Annotated in this window: 3 protein-coding genes; 2 read left to right on the forward strand and 1 reads right to left on the reverse strand. The window is 51.6% G+C overall.

The annotated features are described in order from the left end of the window. Window positions 1-242, reverse strand: a 242-nt coding sequence (locus tag ACRZ9U_RS20875; protein ID WP_480902921.1) for a hypothetical protein, incomplete at its 3' end; no start/stop codon positions are given. A 569-nt stretch (window positions 243-811) separates the two neighbouring features. Between ACRZ9U_RS20875 and ACRZ9U_RS20880 the strand changes: the two genes are divergently transcribed. Then, window positions 812-1,327 (forward strand): DUF805 domain-containing protein, encoded by a 516-nt coding sequence (locus tag ACRZ9U_RS20880; protein WP_170395437.1) that lies wholly within the window; start codon window positions 812-814, stop codon window positions 1,325-1,327. Between the two features lie 74 nt (window positions 1,328-1,401). Then, window positions 1,402-2,090 (forward strand): hypothetical protein (locus ACRZ9U_RS20885; RefSeq protein ID WP_480902924.1); only part of this gene is annotated, 689 nt, incomplete at its 3' end.

Raw genomic sequence — 2,090 nt, forward strand, 5'->3', positions numbered from 1 at the left:
GCAATGCAATTCCAAGGAGCACGATCCTCGCCAACACCGACAGTGACTTGTGTTCCAGCCTCGCTGAACGCGGATGAGAGCACAACGACTTGCGAATTGTTCGTCGTCTTGGCTACATCTCGCAAACATGCTTGCTGAGCCGGTGTGAGCTCGGCGGACGCACTGGATGTACTCGCGTCGTCACAGGCCGCAAGCATTGCGAAACAAGTTGCGCCTGAAATCATCACCATCTTGTTGGTCATTTTCTTCTCCCTCTGGGTCCGTTGAAATTAGTGAAATTGGATGCGTTTATTTGAAGCTCTCGCGTCTGCGCAGCCAATAGAACTTACCTCGATCCTTTGACTATCTTTCCCAAAACTTGCCGCGTGGGGCTTGCTCGGCGGAACAACATTTCGTTGACCATCGGGGCCGCCAACAACGTGTGAAGGCCGAATGACGACACTGGCGAAAGCTAGAGCAAACTCTGGAAAGAGGGGGAGTACGTTAAGCTGCAGCATCGCGTCCTCCCAATGCTTGATCTTTGTTTGAGGGCCTCCGACCGCCAGCACTCACTCCAGCAGTCGGAAGGGCCCGACAAATCGGGCGACAGCGACATCAACGGAGGTAAAATGAAAGTTGTGTCGAATTCGCATGTTTGAATCTATTTTTTCATAAATCAACATTTTTTCCGCGCGTAAATTTCTCTACGCTCTCGTACGATAGGCCTCTGCATTCAAACAAAAAGGTAAGTGAGAGCATCCATACAGGCGAGTTTGTTCTTCTAGGTGGCGAAACGTTTTGAGGCCGCACAGAGATTAAGAAAGGAATGAAAATGGGATTTATTGAGGCCGTTAAAACGTGTTTTTCAAAATACTTCCAGTTCTCCGGCCGGGCTATACGTTCAGAATACTGGTGGTTCTTCTTGTTTGTGGTTCTCGTGAGTGCTGCTTTGGCTGTGTTGGATACGATCCTATTCGGGACTAACCCCGAGACAGGGCAAGGATCTCGGGTTCTGTCCTCTGTTTTTCAACTGGCTGTTCTCATACCTATGCTGGCCGCCGGTTGGCGAAGGCTGCATGATACGGGACGACCTGGCTGGTATTTGCTGCTGCCGATGGCGCTCAGCATTACAACGCTTTTTGTTATGCTGGGTGGCGTGGCGTTCTTTTCGGTATTGGAGCAAGGGACCGAGAACCCTGACGCATTACGAGGACCCGCGGCAGTCCTGGGCGTGACCGGTATTGTTGTTGTCTCAATTCTTCAATTGGTTCTGTCCATTCTGATGATCTGGTGGTTGACGCGCCCTTCGGAAGAAGGCGCAAACGAATACGGCGAACCTGTTTCCTGACCTGGTTGCCGGGGCAATTGGCCGGAATCTCAGGCTGAATGACAGTGCGAACCGTGACACCATGGAGAGAGAAAATGAGTTTCAAAACGATTTCCACTGGGACTCTAATGATGGTTATGGCGACAACTGCATCAGCGGAGTGGTCGTTCAACTCTGGGCCTATTCCCAATGCATTTATTCAAACCGGAAACATGACGCTGGAACTTCAGTGTAACCGTATTCGCTTTGCTCCGGCTGGATATGAGGACAGCCAGGACATTACGGACAAGCAGGGGCTTTCCATTCGTTTCTTGAAGAACGGAGCCACCGAAGTTGGAGCATTTCAGGTTGGCGCAGAAAACGCTGCCGTACAGATCGTTGATAACTATCCCGTCGAGGTCAGTTTCAATAGTCAAGAGGACTATGGTTTTGTACTGGGCCAGCTTGCGGCCAATGCATCGGTTAACCTGTCGATGATTGATCAAGATGTCAGCTACGGAATCTTTGACTTGAAAGGTTCCAGCGCGGCAATTCGGTCCCTTCGTTCCGCCTGCGATTCAGATACTGGCCAGGGGGCCTCCTACGAAGCACCCGAAGGCATCGTCTATTGTGGTGGCGGAGCGATAAACCGCGTGATCGAACCCGTAGTTTTCGACAATCCGGAGGGAGAGTGGGACGCGCGAGTAACGGTCAACGGTGAGTCAATTAGAGCCATGACGGCCTACAGTTACTTCGGAAACTCTGAGCCACCGGCCGGATTTGTCGTCGCCCTGCTAGGGGAAGA

It is taken from the genome of Ruegeria sp. D7, assembly GCF_056534355.1.

Bases quoted from the DNA above. Each gene is read 5' to 3' on its own strand.
- ACRZ9U_RS20880 (WP_170395437.1), top strand. From the start codon at position 812: ATGGGATTTATTGAGGCCGTTAAAACGTGTTTTTCAAAATACTTCCAG.